Origin of the sequence: Paenibacillus eucommiae, from assembly GCF_017874215.1 — a bacterium.
Lineage (GTDB): Bacteria > Bacillota > Bacilli > Paenibacillales > NBRC-103111 > Paenibacillus_AI > Paenibacillus_AI eucommiae.
The window spans coordinates 20,365-39,521 of record NZ_JAGGLB010000057.1; the positions used below are offsets into that span (position 1 = coordinate 20,365).

At 44.4% G+C, this 19,157-nt stretch carries 14 protein-coding genes, 11 tRNA genes and 1 rRNA gene; all 26 read right to left on the bottom strand.

Annotated elements, in window-relative coordinates; translation table 11 throughout:
- Positions 1–4: 4 nt before the first annotated feature.
- The gene (locus J2Z66_RS40730; RefSeq protein WP_209979603.1) at positions 5–859 is read right to left on the bottom strand and encodes an ABC transporter permease; all 855 of its coding nucleotides are present in this window, start codon (positions 857–859) and stop codon (positions 5–7) included.
- Positions 860–1,135: 276 nt separating this feature from the next.
- Positions 1,136–3,364, bottom strand: coding sequence for a helix-turn-helix domain-containing protein (locus tag J2Z66_RS40735; protein WP_209979577.1), 2,229 nt, complete (start codon positions 3,362–3,364; stop codon positions 1,136–1,138).
- A gap of 276 nt (positions 3,365–3,640) precedes the next feature.
- Complete coding sequence (locus J2Z66_RS40740) at positions 3,641–4,522, bottom strand: haloalkane dehalogenase (RefSeq protein ID WP_209979579.1); 882 nt, start codon at positions 4,520–4,522, stop codon at positions 3,641–3,643.
- A gap of 116 nt (positions 4,523–4,638) precedes the next feature.
- Positions 4,639–5,226, bottom strand: coding sequence for a TetR/AcrR family transcriptional regulator (locus J2Z66_RS40745; RefSeq protein WP_209979581.1), 588 nt, complete (start codon positions 5,224–5,226; stop codon positions 4,639–4,641).
- 312 nt (positions 5,227–5,538) lie between these two features.
- The gene (locus J2Z66_RS40750; protein WP_209979583.1) at positions 5,539–6,330 is read right to left on the bottom strand and encodes a class I SAM-dependent methyltransferase; all 792 of its coding nucleotides are present in this window, start codon (positions 6,328–6,330) and stop codon (positions 5,539–5,541) included.
- 133 nt (positions 6,331–6,463) lie between these two features.
- Positions 6,464–6,730: a CD3324 family protein gene (locus tag J2Z66_RS40755; protein ID WP_209979585.1), complete on the bottom strand. Its 267-nt coding sequence runs from the start codon at positions 6,728–6,730 to the stop codon at positions 6,464–6,466.
- Between the two features lie 478 nt (positions 6,731–7,208).
- Positions 7,209–9,038: a glutamine--fructose-6-phosphate transaminase (isomerizing) gene (glmS, locus tag J2Z66_RS40760; RefSeq protein ID WP_209979587.1), complete on the bottom strand. Its 1,830-nt coding sequence runs from the start codon at positions 9,036–9,038 to the stop codon at positions 7,209–7,211.
- A 451-nt stretch (positions 9,039–9,489) separates the two neighbouring features.
- Complete coding sequence (gene glmM, locus J2Z66_RS40765; RefSeq protein ID WP_209979589.1) at positions 9,490–10,830, bottom strand: phosphoglucosamine mutase; 1,341 nt, start codon at positions 10,828–10,830, stop codon at positions 9,490–9,492.
- A gap of 28 nt (positions 10,831–10,858) precedes the next feature.
- Positions 10,859–12,109 carry a CdaR family protein gene (locus J2Z66_RS40770; RefSeq protein WP_209979591.1) on the bottom strand — a complete coding sequence of 417 codons (1,251 nt, stop codon included), beginning with the start codon at positions 12,107–12,109 and terminating at the stop codon, positions 10,859–10,861.
- Positions 12,102–12,917, bottom strand: a complete 816-nt coding sequence (gene cdaA, locus J2Z66_RS40775; RefSeq protein ID WP_209979593.1) for a diadenylate cyclase CdaA — start codon at positions 12,915–12,917, stop codon at positions 12,102–12,104. Before cdaA ends, J2Z66_RS40770 begins: the two co-directional genes overlap by 8 nt.
- Positions 12,918–13,061: 144 nt before the next feature.
- Entirely contained in the window at positions 13,062–13,667 is a 606-nt protein-coding gene (locus J2Z66_RS40780; protein WP_209979595.1) for a zf-HC2 domain-containing protein, read from the bottom strand.
- An 81-nt stretch (positions 13,668–13,748) separates the two neighbouring features.
- Positions 13,749–14,333 carry an RNA polymerase sigma factor SigW gene (sigW, locus tag J2Z66_RS40785; RefSeq protein WP_209979596.1) on the bottom strand — a complete coding sequence of 195 codons (585 nt, stop codon included), beginning with the start codon at positions 14,331–14,333 and terminating at the stop codon, positions 13,749–13,751.
- 31 nt (positions 14,334–14,364) lie between these two features.
- On the bottom strand, positions 14,365–14,529 hold the full coding sequence (locus tag J2Z66_RS40790) for a hypothetical protein (RefSeq protein WP_209979598.1): 165 nt from the start codon (positions 14,527–14,529) through the stop codon (positions 14,365–14,367).
- Positions 14,530–14,826: 297 nt separating this feature from the next.
- Positions 14,827–17,649, bottom strand: a complete 2,823-nt coding sequence (gene ppc / locus J2Z66_RS40795; protein ID WP_209979599.1) for a phosphoenolpyruvate carboxylase — start codon at positions 17,647–17,649, stop codon at positions 14,827–14,829.
- Between the two features lie 368 nt (positions 17,650–18,017).
- Positions 18,018–18,088, bottom strand: a tRNA-Gly gene (locus tag J2Z66_RS40800).
- 28 nt (positions 18,089–18,116) lie between these two features.
- Positions 18,117–18,193: transfer RNA gene (locus J2Z66_RS40805), tRNA-Pro, on the bottom strand.
- A gap of 24 nt (positions 18,194–18,217) precedes the next feature.
- A tRNA-Arg gene (locus J2Z66_RS40810) sits at positions 18,218–18,294 on the bottom strand.
- Positions 18,295–18,340: 46 nt separating this feature from the next.
- A tRNA-Gly gene (locus J2Z66_RS40815) sits at positions 18,341–18,415 on the bottom strand.
- 6 nt (positions 18,416–18,421) lie between these two features.
- Positions 18,422–18,501 (bottom strand) — tRNA-Leu (locus J2Z66_RS40820).
- Between the two features lie 17 nt (positions 18,502–18,518).
- Positions 18,519–18,594 (bottom strand) — tRNA-Lys (locus J2Z66_RS40825).
- Between the two features lie 10 nt (positions 18,595–18,604).
- Positions 18,605–18,679 (bottom strand) — tRNA-Gln (locus tag J2Z66_RS40830).
- A gap of 39 nt (positions 18,680–18,718) precedes the next feature.
- Positions 18,719–18,791: transfer RNA gene (locus J2Z66_RS40835), tRNA-Val, on the bottom strand.
- A gap of 32 nt (positions 18,792–18,823) precedes the next feature.
- Positions 18,824–18,898 (bottom strand) — tRNA-Glu (locus J2Z66_RS40840).
- A gap of 7 nt (positions 18,899–18,905) precedes the next feature.
- Positions 18,906–18,981, bottom strand: a tRNA-Thr gene (locus J2Z66_RS40845).
- Position 18,982: 1 nt separating this feature from the next.
- A tRNA-Asn gene (locus tag J2Z66_RS40850) sits at positions 18,983–19,058 on the bottom strand.
- A gap of 5 nt (positions 19,059–19,063) precedes the next feature.
- Positions 19,064–19,157: ribosomal RNA gene (gene rrf, locus J2Z66_RS40855) — 5S ribosomal RNA — on the bottom strand; the annotation flags it as partial.

Consider the following 19,157-nt stretch of genomic DNA (forward strand, 5'->3'; position numbering starts at 1 on the left):
GACACTACCAAAGACCTTGTCCGAATTTTCTTGCAGTTCTATTAGCAAGCAGCACTAATACAAGGCCTACTACCGATTCGAACAAGCCGAGCGCAGCGGTGAAGCTGAATTGCGCCCCTTCGATGCCGATCCGGTAAATGTAAGTGCTTATTACTTCAGATATGTTCGAAACTACCGGATTTTGTAAGACAAAGACTTTGTCAAAGCCTACCTCCAGCACACTTCCAATGGATAATATAAACATGATAACAATGGTCGAGGCAATGCCCGGTATCGTGACATGAATAATCTGTTTCCACTTGTTGGCGCCATCTATTCCAGCAGCCTCATATAGACTGGTATCGATGGAACTAAGCGCTGCCAAATATATAATCGCCGCGAAGCCCGTTTCTTTCCATATGCCAGATCCAAGGAAAATGACAATCCATGAACCCGATTTATACAGAAACGGATAAGCCTCTCCCGTCACCCTCTGCAGCAGATGATTAACAATTCCTGATTCTTGCGAGAAGAGCGTCAGCACGACACCACCCACAATGACCCAGGAGAAGAAATGGGGTAAATACACGAGTGTTTGGACGATCCTCTTGAACCACATCCTCCTAACCTCATTTAACAAGATGGCTAGAATAATGGGGAAGGGAAACCCGATGAACACAGTTAACAACCCTAGCACAAACGTATTACGGATAATTTCGAGTGATTGCGGATTGTCGAACAATATTCGGAAATGCTTCCATCCTACCCAAGGGCTATTCATAATCCCCTGGATAAAGTTGTAGTCCTTAAAGGCAATCACAACACCGAGCATCGGCAAATACTTGAAAATCAAGTAAAATATAATGACGGGTATAAACATGATGAATATTGGAATGTTCCTGCGTAATCTTAATCCCACTTATACAGTTCTCCTCTCTGCGATGCGATGGCTGCCGCTCACATGACAAACTATAGGGATTGTGCGGTCTATGCTCAATAGATATGATTCTCGCGTATAGACCAAATTCTATTGAAAACACAAAAAAACCGCTTTGAATCAAAGCGGGCCCGCCTATGCCTCTTATCGTGAGCACTTCATTCAGCACTCACGATAGATCAAATTCTCTATAGATAAATTTCTGCCTTCCGTTGACAATCATGTGGAATTACGATTAGATTTACGATAATCTCCCGGTGTTGTGCCGACCCACTTCTTGAAGACACGGATAAAGGTTATAGCATGGGTATAACCAACCTTACGAGCAATTTCTTGGACGGAATCTGAATTCTCTTCATTTAATAGTCGCTTTGCCTGCTCCAACCGTACCTTCGCAACATAATCGACGAAATTTTCTCCAAACTCTTCTTTAAACAATCTGCTCACACTCTTCATATGAAGCTGGAAGGTTTCACTTACGTGAATAAGCGACAAGTCCGGATTATAATAATGCGTTTCAATATACTCTTTGATCTGAAGGATCAGCTTATGACTTTCCCGTTTCTGCTTCTGCAGCTGGAATCGTTCCAATAATTTCGTCAGGATTTGAGTGATGGGCTTCTCAACCTCTGCGATCTTGATAAACCCTCTGACGTTGTCTCTTATCTCTGGAAGAGCCTCCTGTTCCCAAATCATCCACAGCTCTAGTGGAAGTGACTTACACTCCTTATCCAATGCAAAGATAAAATAGTTGATACAATCGATTGCATCTTCGCGTTTAAGAACGGCTGATACAAATACCGCGAACAAGTCATGCAGCTGCTCTTCCCATCTAGGGTCTCCCGTCCGAAATGCTTGTGCCGTCAACCGAATCTGTTCTCCATATTGCAGGGCATGTCCCTGCGGCGGCGTAGTTATCTCCTCGTATGAAATCGTCGCGTTGCTGCCGTATATGGATGTATATTGCAGCGCTTCAAGAGCTTCTAAATAAGATCTGGATATATGTTGGTGGTTGTCTATCATGGATCCAATCCCGCATGAAACCGTAAATGGCAAGTTCTGCTCAATCCACTGTCTTATACTTTTGCAGAAAGGCTGCAGCCTGCCTATTTCCCCCATGTGTTCATCTTCAGCCATAATCATTACACCCAGTTGCTTCTGACTCATCCACTCACACCAAACCCGCATGTTCTTCTGCTGACCCGTTTCCCCAACCGCTGCAGAAACGACGAACTTAAGCAGATTTTGATCTCGAGATGAGTAAGCATCAAACACGGCATCATACCGGTCAATCTCAAATACGATTACTGCGATACGGATGATTCGATCCGATAACTCGAATCGTTCCATCTCCTGATCCCACTCTTCTGCAAGAGGAGGTTCTGCATCCTCCATGATCCGTTTAAATAGCAGCTTCCTGCGGAAGACCACACTTTCTTCAACCTTTTTCTCATAATCGCGGGAATACTCCACGAGACCATCAATCGCCGTACGGATAAAGTGAAATTCATCCTGACGCTCTCCAGATGAGGTCTCATTCAATTTCCGTTCAGTGTATAACCGGATACTGGATTCGATCAATTGTATCGGGCGATAATGCTTGCGCGCAGCAAGGAACAGCCATACAATCCCTGCAAGCACTGACAGCAGGACCGCTGCGTACCAAGCTTTCGATATAGAGGCGAAGTAACCGAATGTATTCGATTGTTTAAACCCGGATTGAATCGTCCATCCCGTGTAGGCAGAAGTTACCTTCGATAGAACCTTGTTAGCGCTGTCAATCCCCCCTAAGATCGGCATCCCCTTAGCATCCGAGAGAGCAAGAAAATTCAAATCCGAATCAAGAAGATCCCTGATCGCTTCTTCCAGCTTACTGATCCGCACATTGGCAACAATAAGGCCCTGGACACCCGTGCCAAGCGGGATATTCTTCCAAAGCGACACGACTTTCTTCTGCGGGCTTCCATCTCCCTGAAATTCTCTGAATGTACGAATCTCAGACCAGGAGTGAGTAGAGTCAGCCTCGTTCGCATATTCGACAAATGAATGATCGGCAAATTGATCGAGTTGGATCATCGTATTCGGAGTTAATACAACCTGATCGGATGCCCGATATAAATAGATGGAATCAATAGATAACAGATACGACGATAAATCGCGTACCCTCTGTGATACTTCATAGTTCTCATAGGGATCGCTCCATTGACCGCCATCAAAAAAAAGCCTTATCTTTTCATTCGTCAATATTTCTTTAATAATCATCTGCTCCGAGAACTGCAGCAGCGAATCTACGGTCTGCAATGCATTCTGGGCAAAAACCTCATTGGCTTTGACAGCCTGCTGCTTCGAGTAATTACCCATCGCAGTGAAAAAAAGAAAGATCAGAATAGAGACAATAGCCAAGAACGCAGGCAAATAAGACAACAGCCATCGATGATAGATTTTCATCTTTTATATTCTATAGCCCCCAATAGAGTAGATCTAATTATCTGATTATTGTTATCGTAACTTATTCCTGTCACTCTAACATCTAATACACAAGTACTATCCATAAGTTTATATATTATGGTAATTCCAATGTAACAGCAGTTTATTAGTCCGTCAATAAAGGGGAAGGTGAAAATCGACGCCAGTACAAGAAGTTATCCTAGAGGATAACTTCAAACGTTACATGAGCACTGGAGAACGAGAACAAAGAATTACGAGAAGAAATGAAGGCAGCCGTTATAATGTCAGTTCCTTCAACCAGGCAGCAAGGGCTATGCCAATCTCATCAGGCGAATCTTCCTGGGGATAATGACGTCCACGAACGGTGATCTCGGTTTGCACTGGCCAGGTACGACAGAAATCTACATGAGTTGCCGGCATTGTGCCTGGATCACAGTTGACGAATAGTTTTGCAATCGAGTTCTGCGCCATCCACTCGCCGTAAGTGGTGACAATGTTAGTCACATCCTCCGGATCGCCATCAAATGGAAGTTGCCGCGGCCAGGTTAGTGTAGGGCGGCGTCCTTCGCCGGGCTGTGAGAATGGCAGACGATATGCTGCCATCTCTTCCTTCGTCAACTTACGCAGAATACCGATTGGAAGGTTAGTCTCAATGAACGAATTTTGTTCTAATACCATCTGTTCACCTTCCTGGGATCGCAATGCTTGGAAGATTTTACGTCCCGGTTCAGGGATCTCGCTCCAGCTACGAGGTTTTATGATTCCTTCCATATAGGCGATTCCTTTCACGGCCTCCGGATGGCGATACGCCCAATCAAATCCCAGGGCCGACCCCCAATCGTGCACAACAAAGGTAACTCGCTCACGAACGTTAAGCCGATCCAAAAGGGCATCGAGATAGCGACGATTCTCGACAAAGGTGTAAGAATCAGGTCCACTATTGGGAAGTTTCTCAGAGTCCCCCATGCCAATAAGATCAGGAACAATGCAGCGACCGAGATTTTGAGCATAAGGAAGAATGTTCCTCCAGAGATAAGAGGAAGTAGGGTTGCCGTGTAGGAAGACGATCGGATCACCACTTCCTATCTCCACATAGGCCATCTCTAGACCAAACACCCGTTGACGCTTCTTTTGGTAGGGAAAAGACTCACTAATCATTCAACATCTCACCTTTCATTTTCTCTATGAATGCAAGTACATACTTTCATATGTTGTTAAAGAAAAGCCCCGATAGGAGCTGTTCCAAGAGAAACATAACTATTATTATTGGGGACTTAGGGACTTAGCGCCTTAGTAAATAAACGTACGCTTTCTTCAATAAATTCATTCAGCGTCTCTTCCGAAACCGCTTCTTTCGCATTTAGTCTACTGATAAAAGCTCCAAAATTCATCCACATAAACGATAATGCTTGGATTTCAGGATTTGAAGTGACAACTTTGCCTTGTGATGACATGGTAGTTAGATATTCTGCGAGCAGATTTTTCAATTGCTTAGGGTTGTTGGAAGCCTCTTGAAGAACGGAATCAGGAAGAGTACTACTTCCTTTTAGTGAGATTGAAATTAGTTTTCTGTTCCGATTCATGATGTTATGGTACGTTCGGCTGAGTGTAAGAAGATCCTCATGCAGATTTCCTTTAAGACCCTCGTTAAAAAGTTTTGTCATCTCATTGCCATAGTGAAACCGGTTGAATGCGGCCTCAAGCAGTTTTTCTTTCGTTCCAAAATGTCGAAATATGGTAACTTCGTTCACTCCAGCAGCTAATGCGATTTCTTTGGTAGTTGTACTGTCATAACCTTTTTCGGCCATGAGGTTAATGGCTGCCAGCAATATTCTTTCGCCTGTAGTTGGATTAGCGCTCATGAATCTCCCTCATTTTAATGCAAGTGCTTGCTTTCATTTGTGTTTATATTTTAAATTAAGTGTAACTAAATGTCAATAGAGAGTGGATTGGAACCGTTTCGCAATAAAAGCAACTTACTTCGATTGTTACAAACGGGGAATGTAGTTAAAAATAAAGGGTTCCACATATTAGTCATGACTAATATGTGGAACCCTTTGTTTTATTTGTTTTCCTTAAGTTTAGGTCTTGATAATTTCCTATTATAGTCTTAGGTTGCCGCTGTAATTTTTTAACTATCTTATCCGTTAGGTTAATGAGTTACCTGAAACGGTTTACTTAACTGCATGTATCGAAAACCATTGAGGAAGGGCTGCCATAGGATTTAATTTCCAGTTACACAAGTCATCTAGTTCTTGTTTTAAGAGCAATTTCCCTTCATCTTTTGACTCATCTTTCCAAAATGAGCCATCCTCTGCATACATTTCTTCGATACGCTTAACACATAGACCTGATGAAATAATAGCATTCGCTATATCCTGCATACGCCAATGAAGTCTTGGAACCTCATCTATAAGAAAAGGTCCAACTGAGTCATATGGCTTTACTACAGTTATTTTCTCTTTTTCTAAAGCAAAAGGGCGACTAAATGGGTGAATATCAAACATGATATACGCACCATTACTTTTAAGTATTCTTCTTATATTATTGTACATGGAGTTTAAATCATTAATCCATACATGGACTCCATTCGATGTATATACAAAATCATATTCATCACTTTTAATGTTACTTAGTTGCATTGTATCATCGCATATAAATTCAATGTCCCATCCATTTTTGCGAGCCAAGTCCGAGCTGTTTTCTATTTGTCTTTCCGATATGTCGCACGATGTAACCCTTGCCCCCATTAAATGAAAAGCGAAGACTGCATGATTATCTCCACTTGAAGGCACACATACTTTCTTTCCATCCAAATTCGGCAAGGCCTTATTAATCATTGAATATGTTGTACGATGAAATGCCGATTCAGGGGTTTGTATTATTTTTGCTATCGCCTTATCTGTTCTATACCTTTGATACCATGTTTCAGACCATTCATTCCATATTCCTTTTACATTATCCATGTAGGTACCCACCTTCAATAATTTGTTAATAACATTATAGCAAGGTCGGAACTTTCTGAATGTTTAATAATCAACTAGAAAATAAATTTTACACAAAAAGTCGCACCGGATCCGATGCGACTTCTAGCATTCATTATTTTTTAGAGTAAATGATTTTTCTTATACTATGGTAAGAAAGACAGAATGTATCTGATAATTCATCAATCGAAGAACCGTTTAAATACCCTTCGCGGATTTCTTCATTTCGATCATCCAAATATTTTCTACTTCCTGAATTTTGCCCCCACTTCTTATGCGTCTCCTTGGGGGAGGGGATATATATTATTCCACCTTGTATATACTTCTGTATTTCCTTTAGTAATTTTTCTGGAAAGACGGTAACTGCGTTCGCATATTTCATTTTAGCTCTGCTCCTTAAAAATTTTGGTTTTAAGGGGCAAAGTCTATACTATAAACAAAAGAGAATCATTTCACTATGGCGGCAATTATTACCAGCTCCATACAAACAACCGCCGTTGTTCATAGTTAGACTTTGCACGGAGCCATTTCTTATCGTTTAGATTTTGAACGAAGCCAATCATTATCATCGTACCGCAGTAAACCTCCTTTTATGTGATTAAAAACTAAACTTCTCTTAACTCTTTATTACTTAATTATGATTCGTTAGTATTGCTCAACTATCCTGCCCGTTCGTATCGATCGCTCCTCGATCGGAAAACAAAAGGATCTACATATTAGCAACGCATAATATGTAAATCCCTTTATTTTAAACAATTTTTCTCAATCAAGGTCTTGATATTTTCAGTCTAACACTTTATTTTCTTTTAACACTAATACTTTATTTTCTTTTGACACATTACAGCATAAACAATAAAACCCTACTCCACAGTAACACTCTTAGCCAAATTGCGAGGCTTATCTACATCATTACCACGTGCCAATGACGCATAGTAAGATAGTAGTTGCAGCGAAATCACAGAAAGTGCTGGAGCTAGTAAATCCAGTGTACGAGGGATATTGAATATCGTGTCGACTGCTTTCTGCAATTCGTCTTCGCCTTCGACACCAATTCCCAAGACATGGGCGCCGCGCGCTTTCACTTCTTTAATGTTGCTAATTGTTTTTTCCATTAACTCATGCTGAGTTCCAAGGGCGATAACTGGGATCCCTTCCTGGATCAGGGCAAGCGTTCCGTGCTTGAGCTCACCAGCTGCATAAGCCTCAGAGTGAATATAAGAAATCTCTTTTAGCTTCAAAGAGCCTTCAAGTGCTACTGCATAGTCAAGACCGCGGCCGATAAAGAACAGGTCATTATGCGTTGATATTTCATCAGCAAATTCTTTTATTTGATCTGCTTGCTCCAATACACGCTCAACTTGAGCTGGTAATTCCTTCAGTGCTGTAATCACTTCTGCTATATATGCAGGTGTTTGCGTATCTAATGTTTGAGCCAGGTGCAAGCCTAACAGATAGAAGGCAATTAACTGCGATGTATACGCCTTGGTTGATGCCACAGCTATCTCCAAACCTGCCCATGTTGTAATCACATCATCAGCCTCACGAGCTACTGAACTGCCTACTACATTCGTGATAGCGAGCACACGAGCTCCACAGCGCTTAGCTTCACGAAGGGCTGCTAGTGTGTCTGCAGTCTCCCCGGATTGACTTACAACAATGACAAGGGTTTCCTTGGTAATAATCGGGGAGCGGTACCGATACTCAGAAGCTACATCCGTTTCCACGGAAATCCGCGCAAGCTTCTCAATTACATACTTGCCAACCAATCCTGCATGATATGCAGTACCACAAGCTACAATATGAATCCGGTTGATTGCCCGAATCTCATCTGGAGTCATACCGATTTCCTGCAATGTTACCCGATCACCTTCAGAAGAAATTCGGCTGGTCATAGTATCCCTGTAAGCCTTTGGCTGCTCATGAATTTCTTTCAACATAAAGTGCTCAAATCCGGCTTTTTCCGCGGTTACTATGTCCCAATCGACATAAAACATTTCCCGGGCAATGAAATTCCCCTCTAAAGTCATTAATTCGACAGCATTCCTTGTTAATACCGCCATTTCACCATCATTCAAAATAAACACATTCCGTGTGTATTCAAGAATGGCCGGAATATCGGAGCCGATAAAATTCTCTCCTTCTCCTACACCAATGATCAAAGGACTTGCAACTCTTACCGCAACAAGCTTATCTGGCTCGTAATCCGTCAGAACACCTAATGCAAACGCGCCTGTCATGCGGGAAATCGCTTTTTGTACAGCCTTCACAATGTCTCCATCATAGAGGGAGGCAATCAGGTGTGAGATCACTTCTGTATCCGTTTCTGATACAAAATTGTGGCCCTTTGCTGTTAACTCTTCTTTTAGAGCCATATAATTTTCAATAATGCCATTATGCACAACAGAGAACTTCAACGAATTATCCGTATGCGGGTGTGAATTCACATCTGATGGCTTGCCGTGAGTCGCCCAACGTGTATGTCCGATCCCGGCCGTTCCGCTTAAAGGGGCCTCCATGAGTTGAGATTCTAGTATAGCCAGACGTCCTTGTGCTTTTTTGATTTGCAGTCCATTTTCCGTATACACTGCCAAACCTGCTGAATCATAACCCCTATATTCAAGCTTTCTAAGCCCATCAATTAATATTTCCTGTGAATTCCTATTTCCAATATATCCAACGATCCCGCACATAGTGTAACCTCCATAGTTTAATAAGTCCTACGATTTACGCAGCGACTATTTGTCAAAGATCTTTCGTGTTTAGTAAATATATATAATTTCGTCCGCTTAAAGTTAAATTTAGGTTTACTGCAATGCTGCTGGATTCTTGTTTGCCGGTTGCCCAGGCATTTTTGCGTTCCAGCTTAACGGCATACATCATGTGCCGGAAGGTCCCCGCCGAATGTTTCGAACACCTTCACCTCGTCAACTCAACCCAGGATGGTATGATTCCCGATCCTTCTAGTGAGTTCTGGCGCTATTTGTAACTGAGGGGTCAACATCTGCCCTGCCTTTCCTTCTGAAGTAAAACATATATTTCCATCTTATTCAAAAAAGTTCGTTTGCGCAACATAAATTAATCCAGCACAAATTTTGGCTCCCCCATTATTCCCATATGGCTCACAGGGGAGCCTATGTTTCCTTATACAAGCTGGGTTTCAATCACCTGCACGATTTCTTTCACATAAGCCTCTACTTGCTCTTTATCCGGGCCTTCAGCCATAACGCGAATCAATGATTCGGTTCCTGATGGTCTGACCAACACGCGGCCGTTATCACCCAGCTCTTCCTCTACTTTGCGAATGGCCTCATCGATCAGCTCATTGCCGCTCAGCTTGCTTTTATCCGCAACACGAACATTCACGAGCACTTGCGGAAACTTCCGCATAATTTGCTTCATTTCGCTTAAAGTCCTGCCCGCCTGCACCAAAGTGCTCGTCAACTGCAGCCCCGTAAGAATGCCATCACCTGTTGTGTTGTAATCCAGAAAAATAACATGTCCGGATTGCTCGCCACCCAGATTATAGCCACCCTTGCGCATTTCCTCCATCACATAACGATCTCCGACCGCCGTCTGTGTCGCCTTCAGACCCACCTTCTCAATACCCTTGAAAAAGCCGATGTTGGCCATAACGGTAGTCACAATCATGCCATGATTAAGCTTTCCTTCTTTATTCAAAGCATCACCGCAAATACTAAGGATGTAGTCCCCATCCACTTCTTCGCCAAATTCATCAATAGCAATAAGCCGATCTGCATCACCGTCAAAAGCAAGCCCCAAACTCGCCCCATGCTTCAATACTTCGTCACGAAGCCGCTCGGGATGTGTAGAGCCGCATTGCTCATTAATATTGCAGCCATCTGGCTCCACGCCAATCGTGATGACCTCAGCGCCCATTTCCCGGAACACATCAGGCGCCAATTCATACGCAGCCCCATGAGCGCAATCCAGAACTACTTTATAGCCGCCAAAAGAACCGGCAAGTGTTGATTTCAAGAAATCAATATACTCTCGCTTCCCATCCTCATAATCGGATACGGTACCAATGTCCCCGCCAACTGGCCGCGGCAGCTCATCCTTCTCTGCATCCAGCAGACGCTCGATTTCCTGCTCCGTCTCATCCAGCAGCTTAAAGCCATCGCCACCAAAAAACTTAATACCATTATCCTCAATCGGGTTGTGCGAGGCTGAAATCATGACACCTGCGTCCGCCCCGAGCTTCCTAGTCAAATAAGCGACAGCAGGCGTACTTACAACGCCAAGCCGGATTACATGAGCCCCTATCGATAACAAGCCAGCAACAAGAGATGCCTCTAGCATGGGTCCAGAAATCCGTGTATCTCTACCAATAACTACCCTAGGATGCTTCACTTGCCCAGCAAGAACAAAGCCGCCGCAGCGGCCAACCTTGTATGCTAATTCAGGAGTAAGCTCGCTATTTGCAACGCCTCTTACTCCATCCGTACCAAAATATTTCCCCATCGATCAATCTTCTCCTCTGTACCCCAGCCTAACCCTGCGGCCCTGCTGATTTCGGTGTTTTTTCACTGATTTCCACTGTTGTCTTGATATCCTGCAAGATTCCTTTCTTGACGAAGGAAGGCAGGTTCAAGGACACATTAATTTCATGCTGACCGGGTGGAAGATTGCTGACATCTACAATAGCCTGCACATCCTGAGCTTTGATTTGCTCAATAATATCCGGCGCTCCCTCAACCGTAATATTGATTCTGGCTGATTCAGGCACACTAACCCGTGTATTAAATCCATCATTTTGTCCAATGATCGTAATCGGAATATTTTCCAGCTCCTTGGTGACAGAAGGCACAATCTCAACCTGTACAGTAACCTTGGATGGATCCACCTGAGTTATCTTATTAGTCAGAGGAATGTCCAGTGTATACTCCTTGGTTTCATTAATACCTTGAATGTTCACCTGAGGCCCTTGATAAAATTCCATTTTGTCGACAACATCCTGAGCACCATAAACCGTGACCTTATCCGTGTTCTGCACCACAGAAGCAATCGCGAACCCTTTGGCCGGCTCTCCCACAAGCTTAATCTGCAAAGGAATCGTCTGGAACGGACTCGTAATCGGAATCTCCACATCGACAACCTGCGGATTCATAACGACCTGAACCTCTTTACCATCTGCGTCAAAAGCCTGTAATCTGACTTCCTTGGTTACCGCCGCGTTCGCCTTATCCACCGACACCTCTCCGCGTACGGTTTCAATTTCGTTCAAGCGGCTCGTAGGTGCTGTGACGTACACTTTGTTCGGTTTTATAATGGGTTGTCCAGCCTTTAATCCTTCTGCAGGCGTTCCTGTAACGTTAATGACTACGGGAACCTCCTTCTTTTGCAGCTCTTCGATGACAACGTGCACGGTGCGTGGAACAACCTCAACCACCAGGCTCGAAGGAAAGCCTACAGGTATGAGCGCCAGATCGTGTTCGCCCTTGCCTACCTTGGTTAAATCCAGTTCTACCCTATAGGTGTTGCTCGTTGTTACCTTTTTTACAAGTGATTCCTTGCCGCTTAAAATAACCTGAACATTAGACGGCTCTATCGAAGAAATGTAAAAGAGAGACTCATCATATTTCTTGGTGATCGCTACATTATTAATGGTCTCTTCCCGATTACTAAGCGAAGTTGTTCCTGGAGCCGAGCTTTCCTCCATATGTACGACAACCCACAGGAGGATTCCGATGACCAGAGCAACAACTCTTACCACATTCGTATTGCGCAGCCATTTATCCATTCGAACGTCCCCTCCATCTCAAGAAAGGGTTTTTTTCTTTAATTTTCGTCTTTGGCTTCAATTCTTCAAACAGCTTGAAAATCAGTGATTCTTCTTTCATATCCCGCAATATATGACCATTCATGGTCAAAGAAATCTGTCCCGTTTCCTCCGATACAATAATGCACATAGCATCAGAAACCTCGCTCATACCGATAGCAGCCCTGTGCCGCGTTCCCAATTCCTTACTAATAAAAGGGTTCTCGGAAAGCGGGAGGTAACAGCCTGCAGCCATAAGTATATTCTGACGAATAATTACGGCGCCATCATGCAGCGGGGTATTAGGTATGAAAATATTAATAAGCAGCTCTGAGCTGATCTTACTCTCTATAGCCGTGCCCGATTCCACATAATCCGTAAGGCCGGTCTCTTTCTCAAAAACAATAAGCGCCCCTATTTTCCGTTTGGCTAAGTAATTAACAGCTTTAATGATATCGCCAATTCGCTTGTTGATATCCTCATCATCTTCCGAGGAAGAGCGGCTAAACAGCTTGCCCCGGCCCAATTGCTCAAGCGCACGGCGAAGCTCCGGCTGAAAAATAATAATGACCGCAAGCACACCGAATGTAAAAGCCTGGTTCATCATCCATTGCAGTGTACTAAGCTTAAACCATATACTAATTACCCATGTGATAACGACAACCAGAATACCTTTCATTAACTGTATAGCCCTGGTTCCACGAACCAGCAGTATCAATTTATAGATGACATAGCTGACGATTAAGATGTCGACGATATCTTTAATCGAAATGCTCGTGAAGTACTCCATGATTTTTCTCCCCCAGGCGACGGCAAGCCAGTTTCCAACAATCTTTCTATATCTCTAGATCATACCATAATTTGCTCCATTGTTCTATTCCCTCTCAGTTGCAACAAAAAACCTCCATTTCAGCAGAAAAGGAGGCGAATCATACTATTCAGAAAATTGCTCCAGGAACGTATTGATTTTATACCAAAACCAGCCCATCACTTCATCAACCTTAGTAATTTGCCCATATATATGTGCTGTAGATGCCAAATTCAAGGAGCCATCAATCACAATCAGATTGCCTGTTACATCTCCATTGACCTGCAGCTTGCCACTTTTCACGACCAGATTGCCATTAACCGTATGGCCCTCAGGTACAATCACCGTATCGCCTTGAATGATCACATCCTGCAAGTCAGTTCCTTTAACCATCAGCTCACCATCCTGATTCCACATGGCCATAAAGCTTCCGAACATCAGCGCCAAGAACACTACGGCTACTGATGCAGCTGGATGCTTACGAACCCATTGCAGCCAGGAATTACGCTTCTTCACAACCGGCAGACCACCCATAATCCGCTCGGTCAGATCATCCGGCACACTCGTAGGAGGCAGTGAGCGAACCATGGCATCCGTTCTCTCCAGCTCTTTGAACAACGTACGGCAGTTAGTGCACTGTACGAAATGCTCTTTGAGCTTGAGGGCTTCCGGCTGCGACAAATCGCCATCCAGATAATCATGCATAAGCGGGAGGGCTTCCTTACAGTTCATAAATAACCCACCCTTCCTTCATCTTCTACGTTTGCTTAGTACCATACGTTTCAGCTTTAAAGATGTTTCAAAAAAAGCTATTTATGCATCCTGCAAATCAGGCTCTTGTTCCAATTTCAGCTTTAAATAGGCTCTCCCCCGGTGAACTCTTGTTTTCACAGTAGTTACGGGCATATCCAGGATCTCGCTAATTTCCTGCAGCGACATATCGTGCAAATACCTCAGAATGACAACAGTCTTGTACTTTTCAGACAAAGAATCGATAGCCCTGCGAATTTGCATCTGCGTTTCTGAGACGATAACCTGATTTTCCGGCGTTGGCTCATAACTTTGCAGCATCGAATAGAAGTCATTCCCTTCACCGTCAGGTATTTCCGCATCAAGGGAGTAGGTCCGATTTTTTCTTTTGCGCAGAAGATCGATACAATGATTCGTGCCAATTCGAAAAATCCAGGTGGAAAGCTTCTGCTTATCATCATACCTGTGCAAATTCATATATACACGCAAAAAAGTTTCCTGCACAGCATCCTGCGCCTCTTGCTTATTATTTAACATGCGGTAGGCCAGATGGAAAATCTTATCCTTATACAGCTCCACCAATTCGGTAAAAGCAGCCCGATCGCCATTCCTGGCCAATTTAGCCAGCCTTGTTTCCACAAAATTCACTGAAATTCCTCCAGCCCCTTACCCCTCATCGCTACAACAATGATCCGGCTTTAGCTTTCGATTTCTTCTCAGATAACACAATACCGGCAAGAATACATCCTATTCCCAGCCACTGCACCAGCATAACCGGCTCTCCAAGCAAGATATAGGCAGCCTCAACTTCCTCACAAAAGTAAATGTCCGCTGCCTGCTTCAATTAGAACAACCATATGTAAAACAAGACAGTAAGCCGCAAACAAGCCCCATAGCGCTGAACCGGTCCAATCCGCCGCAAATAGATTCACAGCCAATACAGTCCCAATCATAATCAATATAATAGCGATTACTTCATTACGCCGCGGCAGCCTGCGTTAAGCACAGGAAAAGCCGAGCTGTCTTCCCTAAGAAGACCCCCGACTGTACCCCTTGCTTGCTTTCTTGTTGCTTCCTTGCTTGCTTACCTTCTAGTTTACTTACTAGTTTACCTTCTTACTTACTTTCCCACTTTCTTGTATCAACCTGTATTTCTGAGTCCGGCAGCGATACCGTTAATCGTCAGTAGTACCTCTCTGAGAAGCTCGGCATCATCTTCATTCTCTTCACGAAGCGCTCTTAGCTCCTTGATTAATTCCACCTGCATATAGCTTAGCGGATCTACGTAAGGATTACGCAAGCGGATCGATTCTTGAATGACAGGCACATTATCGAGAATTTCCTGCTGTCCTGTAATTTGCAAAATAAGTGAGGAGGTTAATTCATACTCTTCCCTGATTAGCCCGTATATACGCTCAGCAACCTTCGAATCTTTAACCAGACTGCCATATTCCTTGGCGATCAGCAAATCCGCTTTTGCCAGAGCCATCTGCAGGTTATCAATCATCGAACGGAAGAAGGACCACTCCTCATACATAACCTTAAGCGTCTGCAAATTTTCAGGATTTCCTTGATAAAAGCTTTGCAGCCCACTACCGGCAGCATACCAGGCTGGCAGCAAATACCGGCTTTGCGTCCAGGCAAAAACCCATGGAATCGCGCGCAGATCCTCGAATTTATCACTATTTTTACGCTTCGATGGGCGTGAGCCAATATTGAGCTCTCCCACCTCAGGCAGCGGTGTAGACTCTTTGAAGAAGGTCAGGAAATCTTCATCCCGGAAAATCAAATCCTGATACTTCAGCTGCGCCTGCTCCGATATGCCTTTCATAATCGATTCCCACTTAGCGTCTGAGGAATGATCCTGAGGCGTTCGAGCCAGCGAAGAAGCCGTAATCAATGCAAAAGCTGCCTGCTCCAGGCTGCGGTAAGCAATACCTTGAAGCGAGTAACGGGAAGATAATACCTCTCCCTGCTCCGTAATTTTAATGCCTCCACCAATGGTTTCTACTGGCTGAGCGAGAATACTGCGGTTAAGCGGCATGCCGCCGCGGCCCAGCGCACCACCACGGCCATGGAAAAACTTCAACTTCACGCCAAATTCCTTCGCCACACTCGTAATATCCTGAAGCGCCATACGCAGCTCCCAATTCGCCGTAATAACGCCGCCATCCTTGTTGCTATCCGAGTAACCCAGCATGATTTCATGCAAAGGATTAATCGGGTCGAGGCTTGCTTTGTAGGCGGGTATACGTAACAAAGTTCGCATAATTTCCGGCGCTGCATGCAAGTCATCAATCGTCTCAAATAGAGGCACTGACTGCAGCGTGCAAGTCACAGAGCCATCGGATTCTTTGCGATAAAGACCTGCCTCCTTGGCAAAAACCAGCACCTCAAGCAGATCGCTCGCTCCTTGCGTCATACTGATTAAATAGCTGGAAATACACTTGCGGCCAAACTCCTGCTGTGCACGCTGAACCGTTTTGTACACATCCAGGCATTCTTGCGTATTTTCCGAATAATGGAGGTAAGGCGAAGTGATCGGTCTAGGATCATCCAGAATCGTGCTAAGCAAGCTGACCTTCTCATCCTCAGAAAGCTTACGATAGTCTTCCGCAAGACCCATCTGAGCCAAAATCTCTGTCATTGCAAGCTCATGTTCCTTACTGTGCTGCCTGATATCCAGAGTCGATAAGTGGAAACCAAAAAGATCAACCTGACGAATCAGCTTCTTAATATAAGCGTCTGCTACATAATGAGCGAAGTGACCACGCAGACTCCGATCTATAATGCGAAGATCCTGAGTGAATTCCTCGGGTTTATTATATTTCTGGGAGTCCGGAACCGCTGGATTTCCTGTGTTATGAATCTTTTCTATCATATAGCTGACCTTAATCCGGTAAGGCTCTTTCTCATTGCGCCATATGCCCCGTGTATTGCCGAGAGCCTCGCGGTCGCTTTGAATCGAATCCAGCAGCTCATCGCTGACCTGGACAATATTTTTGCTGAAGCTCATTTGACTGACGGTTTTTTTAAGCTCTTTTTCATACTTATCCAAAGCAAGCTTACGATGTAAACCCAACGTCTTCCAGGTTACACTGGAAACAACAGAAGGATTGCCGTCACGGTCCCCACCGATCCATGAACCGAATTTCAGGAAGGATGGCACATGCCACTCTTCATCCGGATAATACTTGCCCAGACAGCGCTCCAATTCATGATACACATCCGGAAGCACATCGAATAAAGTTTGGTCAAAATAAAACAGACCGTTGCGCACCTCATCAATCACCGTCGGCTTCCGGTCGCGCAGCTCATCCGTTTGCCATAAATTCAGCACTTCGCCCAGCAGCTTCTCACGCAATTGTTCCCGTTCCCTATACGTCAAAGTCGGATCATCCAGCTTCATCACGTCGTTAGAAATACGCAGATTTATGTCCAGCACAGCTCTACGCATCGCTTCTGTAGGATGGGCCGTCATAATAAGCTCCAAAGAAATCGACTGCAAAATTTGCTGAACCTCATCCTTAGGCACATGCCTCGCCTTCAAATCCTGAATAATACTCTCGATGGACCCCGGTTGAACCGTTTCTCCAGTGCTGCGTTCATAATCTCTTTTGCGACGAATCCGATGATTCTGTTCGGCAATATTGACCAGCTGAAAATAAATCGCAAACGCCCGAATCACATGATGCCGCACTTCAGGAGCCAAAGTACCAATCGTATCTTTAAACTCCTCATAAATCTCATGAACATACAAGAGCCGCAAAGACTTGCTCATCTCCCGAATCTTCTCAACCACATCAAGCAGCTCCTGGCCGCCCTGATGCACCAAAACCTCACCCAGAATATGCCCTAAGAAGCGTACATCCCTCCGGAGAAGATTGTTAGCAGTCTGCTTCTGCAATAAACTACCGTTCTCGTGTTCATGTTCGTGATCATGCTCTTGATCGTGCTCTAACATACCTCTCACCTCATCTATACTTTGCACTGCATCCTTACACTTACTTCTTTATACACAGCTTACGCTGATTCCTAACTATAAACGACCATGTTATTCTAAAATCCAATTAAAAAAAACCATCCATTTATTTTACCACATTCCCTACTCAGGATATAGAGTGAAAAATGAAACACCATTAATTTACATGCAGCTGAAGGCGAAGATGGTCAGCTTTATATGTCCGCCTTACCTATTATATTTAACCCAGCTTAAAATTAACATTGTTTATATTAAACTGGGACAATTATTCTCGCTCTTAATAATTAGGGAATAAAAAAAGAGCAAACAAAAAAGCCCTTAAATATTAAGGACCTTTTTGTTTGCTATGAAGCGGGTGATGGGAATCGAACCCACGCTATCAGCTTGGAAGGCTGAAGTTCTACCATTGAACTACACCCGCAGATGAAACTGACTTGCTGTTGAAAATATGGTCGGGACGACACGATTTGAACATGCGACCCCCTGCTCCCAAAGCAGGTGCTCTACCAAGCTGAGCTACGTCCCGATAATATGTAGATGAAAGAAAAAATGGTGCGCCCAGAGAGATTCGAACTCCCGGCCTTTTGATTCGTAGTCAAACGCTCTATCCAGCTGAGCTATGGGCGCGAAGCCTTTATGCTTAAGCACTAAGCCCGGCACTTTAAAGAAAAATTGGAGCGGAAGACGGGGTTCGAACCCGCGACCCTCGCCTTGGCAAGGCGATGCTCTACCACTGAGCCACTTCCGCAAACGATGCGCGTAGAGGGACTTGAACCCCCACGGTCGCCCGCTAGATCCTAAGTCTAGTGCGTCTGCCAATTCCGCCATACGCGCACATCGTTGTAAATAAATGGTGAGGCATGTAGGATTCGAACCTACGACACCCTGATTAAAAGTCAGGTGCTCTACCAGCTGAGCTAATGCCTCATATAATAAATGGCTGGGGATCTAGGATTCGAACCTAGGGGTGACGGAGTCAAAGTCCGTTGCCTTACCGCTTGGCTAATCCCCATTAATATTGTAACCCCAAATTACTGATTACGACTCAGTATGGAGGCTGACGGGATCGAACCGCCGACCCTCTGCTTGTAAGGCAGATGCTCTCCCAGCTGAGCTAAGCCTCCATAGTACACATTATTCAAATATGAATATGAAATGGTGACCCGTAGGGGACTCGAACCCCTGTTACCTCCGTGAAAGGGAGGTGTCTTAACCACTTGACCAACGGGCCTTGCTACTGGAGCTTCCAACCGGAATCGAACCGGTGACCTCATCCTTACCATGGATGCACTCTACCGACTGAGCTATGGAAGCATGGCTCCCCGAACAGGACTCGAACCTGTGACAACTCGATTAACAGTCGAGTGCTCTACCAACTGAGCTATCAGGGAATACTGCTTGGCAACGTTCTACTCTCCCAGAACCCTGCGGTTCAAGTACCATCGACGCTGGAGGGCTTAACGGTCGTGTTCGAGATGGGAACGCGTGGC

Coding starts and splice junctions, on each gene's coding strand:
- glmS (WP_209979587.1), bottom strand. CDS start 9,038: ATGTGCGGGATCGTTGGATATATTGGAAATAGGAATTCACAGGAAATA.
- J2Z66_RS40745 (WP_209979581.1), bottom strand. CDS start 5,226: ATGAGCGCTAATCCAACTACAGGCGAAAGAATATTGCTGGCAGCCATT.
- J2Z66_RS40740 (WP_209979579.1), bottom strand. CDS start 4,522: ATGATTAGTGAGTCTTTTCCCTACCAAAAGAAGCGTCAACGGGTGTTT.
- J2Z66_RS40750 (WP_209979583.1), bottom strand. CDS start 6,330: ATGGATAATGTAAAAGGAATATGGAATGAATGGTCTGAAACATGGTAT.
- glmM (WP_209979589.1), bottom strand. CDS start 10,830: ATGGGGAAATATTTTGGTACGGATGGAGTAAGAGGCGTTGCAAATAGC.
- J2Z66_RS40755 (WP_209979585.1), bottom strand. CDS start 6,730: ATGAAATATGCGAACGCAGTTACCGTCTTTCCAGAAAAATTACTAAAG.
- J2Z66_RS40730 (WP_209979603.1), bottom strand. CDS start 859: ATGTTTATACCCGTCATTATATTTTACTTGATTTTCAAGTATTTGCCG.
- J2Z66_RS40780 (WP_209979595.1), bottom strand. CDS start 13,667: ATGAACTGTAAGGAAGCCCTCCCGCTTATGCATGATTATCTGGATGGC.
- J2Z66_RS40770 (WP_209979591.1), bottom strand. CDS start 12,109: ATGGATAAATGGCTGCGCAATACGAATGTGGTAAGAGTTGTTGCTCTG.
- cdaA (WP_209979593.1), bottom strand. CDS start 12,917: ATGGAGTACTTCACGAGCATTTCGATTAAAGATATCGTCGACATCTTA.
- J2Z66_RS40735 (WP_209979577.1), bottom strand. CDS start 3,364: ATGAAAATCTATCATCGATGGCTGTTGTCTTATTTGCCTGCGTTCTTG.
- ppc (WP_209979599.1), bottom strand. CDS start 17,649: ATGTTAGAGCACGATCAAGAGCATGATCACGAACATGAACACGAGAAC.